The following is a 3,897-nucleotide window of genomic DNA, read 5'->3' as shown; positions in this document are numbered from 1 at the left end:
AAAAAAAGGCGTCTGAAGAAATCAGACGCCCTTTTACAAATTTAATTATGCTGCAGAGCGACGACGGCGACCGCCACTGCGACCACCACGACCACCTGCACCTTCCGGAGCTGGCTCACGGAATTTTTGGATCCAGCGTGTACAATCTTTATCCACACCGTTAATCACGTCAGCACCCATAATCGCATTCATGTCTTCATCATGAAGCGGGTTCATAATCGCTGTTGTCATACCGTAACCGGATGCCATCGCCAAGAAAGCACCGTTAATGCCACGACGGTTTGGCAAACCGAAGGAGATGTTGGAAGCGCCACATGTTGTGTTCACTTTCAATTCTTCACGAAGACGACGGATCAATTCCAATGCACCACGACCAGCTGTACCCAAAGCACCAATTGGCATTACCAATGGATCAATTACAACGTCATGCGCAGGAATGCCATAATCAGCCGCACGGTTTACGATTTTCTTCGCAACTTCGAAACGTACATTTGGATCTTCGGAGATACCTGTTTCATCGTTGGAAATACCAACAACAGCTGCACCGTATTTTTTCACCAATGGAAGAACCTGTTCCATTTGCTCGTCTTCACCAGTTACAGAGTTCAACAAAGCTTTACCTTTGTATACAGATAAACCTTTTTCCAACGCAGCTACGATGGAGGAATCAATGCAAAGAGGCACATCAACCAAAGACTGAACCAACTCAATTGTATCAGCCAAAATTTGTGGCTCATCAGCCAAAGGAATACCTGCGTTTACGTCAAGTACATGTGCACCAGCTGCAACCTGAGCTAAAGCATCAGCCTTAACTGTTTCCATGTTGCCTTCTTTCATTTCCGCAGCAAGCTTTTTACGGCCTGTTGGGTTGATACGTTCGCCGATTACACAGAATGGTTGGTCAAAACCGATTACAACTTCTTTGGTTGCAGAGCTGATGACTGTACGTGTCATGTCGTCTTCCTCGCTTGTAGTAGAATATTTATGCGGGGTATTAAACACACTAGCTGACCATACCCCCAGTCAGCCGAATTATTACTTCTGCTGTGTTTACGCCATCAAAGAGAATTGAGAAGCCTCAATCGCGCCCAATTCAATTCTGTGTGCGTCATCTTAATTTGAAAACTTGCGACATTTCACTTTGTCGCAAGCTTCAAATTATTTTTTGGCATTTAAGTCAATGCTAACTCTTTATCTTCATCATAATGGTTCCATGATGAAACAGGTTCAAAACGATCTGCTGGCGCAATTTCCTTGGTCCAACTTTGTAATGGACGTAATCTGTCTTCGGCCAGCCCCCGTAAAATACCATCCAATTGAACAATATCAGACACCGATGCACCGCCGCCGATCAAATTGACTTTTTCCTGATCAATCCAGTTCTCTACATCTTTCGCAACTTTTGCAAATCCAGGACGATAACGCACGACACCATCCACTTGCGATAAAACATGACTACTATAATTCGTTCCAGCCTCATCACGGTTCTGTTGTAAGAATAACGCTGCGCCATGATAACCATGCGCAGACAATGCCTTTCGCGCACCAGTCACAATTGGCTGGATGCGGCCAATACCGGGTAAACAATCAAGCAATAATCCATCTACGCCCCCCGCAAGCAATGCTTCCGCTTGAAGAGAAATAGCTTCAACGACCTCTGCAGGTCCAGCAGTCCAACCTGTATCTCGGATAATACCTAAGACAAAACGACGACGGCCATGTCCAGCAACAGAATCCACAGCTTCAGATGCGATCTCAGCAGCTTTATAATTAAGAATAAAAGCTTCCTGCTCCAATTCGCTTCCCTTCAAGCTTAACGGTGAGATATCCAAACTATTTGTTCGCACTATATCTGCGCCTGCGAGAAGATGTTTCTGATGCGCCTTAAATACCAAATTTGGGCGTGTGATATTGAGTACAGCTAAAGTTGCTGCATTTCCATATAAATCCCGCTCTACATCCAAAGAGGACATATCAAGGCTACGCGCCATAGGTGCATCAGATAAAAGTACACGTTCGTCGAGAGCTTTAATAATATTGCGCATAATAAATCCTCCTCTATGCAGCAAGTTTTTGTTCAGGATAGATGCCTAACGAATGGCATATAGCCAAAGTGCAAGGTACGTTACTCAATGTGTAAAGATGAAAGTCCTTCACCCCTTCCCTATTCAGTCGCTCTATTAACTCAACGACTGTTATCACTGCAATGGCTGCAGTCGCTTCTGGCTGATCTTCCAACCCAGAAAATCGATCTATTATGAAGTCGGGCACTGTGGCTGCGCATTGTTTTGCAAAGCGTTGAACTTGTGCCAAAGTCGATATCGGCAAAATTCCTGGCACAACTTTCACGTCCAGACCAAATGCGTCGCACTTATCGCGATATCTAAGAAACACATCGGCATCAAAGAAGAACTGAGTTAGAACCTTTGAAGCACCAGCCTCAACCTTCCTTTTAAGATGTTGCAACTCAGCTTCTTGAGAAGCAGACTTTGGATGTGTTTCAGGATACCCAGCAACAGAAATTTCAAAGTCATTTACCTCACGGATCACGTTGACTAAATCAGCAGCGCATTTAGTTTCACCTTCACCAGCGTCATCACCGCGTAAAGCAACAATATGACGGATACCGTCATCCCACCAATTAGAAACCAACTCTTTAATTCGCTCTTCATCCTGACCGCCACCTGCCAAATGAGGCACAAATTGTGTGGCACCAATGCATTGAGCGGATTTCGAAACAAGTCGTTCACTTCGACTACGATCCGAAGCTCCTGCCCCGTAAGTCATGGATTGGAACATCGGAGAATATTTCTGAAACGTATTTAACATCTCAAGATATTTCCCACGCCCAGTTTCATGTTTAGGGGGAAAAGTTTCAAAACTTAGCCGAATGGCAGACATTGTTACGCCACCTCCTCAATCGAGTTTATGTTAGCTGGTAGATCCGCTGTCCACAGGCAAACTGTCAACGGACCGTCTTCAAAATTCACGGGTGCATTTACATTTAATCCCGCATTTTCACACCATCGAGTAATCTCTTCATTTGAGAAACCGGACCAAAGATGTGCATGTTTCTTACGAAGCTCTTCATTTGAGTGAGGCGCAAAATCCACAATTACGATTCGACCCCCAGGCGCTAAAACACGTGATGCCTCGCGAATGGCAGCTTCAGGATCACTCGCATAATGTAAAACCATATGAAAACAGGCCGAATTAAATGCAGCTTTTTCAAATGGTAAATTATACATATCCGCCTGACGTACCTGACATTTATCAAGTTCAGTTTTTGCAAGCGCAGAACGCGCAATTGCGAGCATTTGACCTGATGTATCTACACCAACAGCAGCTTCCACTTTATCAGAAAGAACAGATAAGATACGCCCTGTACCCGTACCAATATCAAGAAAATGCCCCATATCATGTTTATCAAATGCTTTTAACAGAGCTGTTTCGACCTCAGCCTCATCCACATGTAAACTGCGAATTTTATTCCATTCAGATGCATTCACGGCAAAATATTCTGCCGCTTTTTGATCTCGTGTTTCCTTGATACGATCTAAACGCTCCAAATCCTTTGTGATAATAGGGTCATCCAATGGCACAAGGTCTGTAATTTGCTCGACCAAAGTTGCTAAGGATTGATTGGCTCGACGTCCAGCTGCCAAAGATGATGCGTCGCCTGTCGCCCGATACCATGCCCAACTTCCTTCTTGCTGACGTTGAAGGACGCCGGCCTCAACCATCAAACGCAAATGACGTGAAACACGCGGCTGACTCTGCCCGAGAATATCCACAAGCTCACTTACCGTAAGCTCACCATGTGCACATAATACCAGAATGCGAAACCTAGTTGGTTCCGCAATTGCCTTTAATGCCTCAAGTAATTCATCCATTGCT

General features: G+C 44.7%; 4 protein-coding genes. All 4 read right to left on the bottom strand.

The window, feature by feature from the left end; genetic code table 11:
* Positions 1–45 precede the first annotated feature (45 nt).
* The gene (locus tag E1160_RS00455) at positions 46–954 is read right to left on the bottom strand and encodes a methyltetrahydrofolate cobalamin methyltransferase (protein ID WP_155153026.1); all 909 of its coding nucleotides are present in this window, start codon (positions 952–954) and stop codon (positions 46–48) included.
* A gap of 218 nt (positions 955–1,172) precedes the next feature.
* Positions 1,173–2,045, bottom strand: coding sequence for a homocysteine S-methyltransferase family protein (locus tag E1160_RS00450; RefSeq protein WP_155153025.1), 873 nt, complete (start codon positions 2,043–2,045; stop codon positions 1,173–1,175).
* Positions 2,046–2,058: 13 nt separating this feature from the next.
* The gene (locus E1160_RS00445; protein WP_155153024.1) at positions 2,059–2,901 is read right to left on the bottom strand and encodes a methylenetetrahydrofolate reductase; all 843 of its coding nucleotides are present in this window, start codon (positions 2,899–2,901) and stop codon (positions 2,059–2,061) included.
* A gap of 2 nt (positions 2,902–2,903) precedes the next feature.
* Positions 2,904–3,897, bottom strand: a 994-nt coding sequence (locus E1160_RS00440; RefSeq protein ID WP_235914005.1) for an ArsR/SmtB family transcription factor, incomplete at its 5' end; no start/stop codon positions are given.

The sequence above is a fragment of the Curvivirga aplysinae genome (genome assembly GCF_009711445.1).
Lineage (GTDB): Bacteria > Pseudomonadota > Alphaproteobacteria > UBA8366 > Aestuariispiraceae > Curvivirga > Curvivirga aplysinae.
Note: the sequence above shows the minus strand (reverse complement) of the source record. Positions and strands in the feature narration are given on the sequence as shown.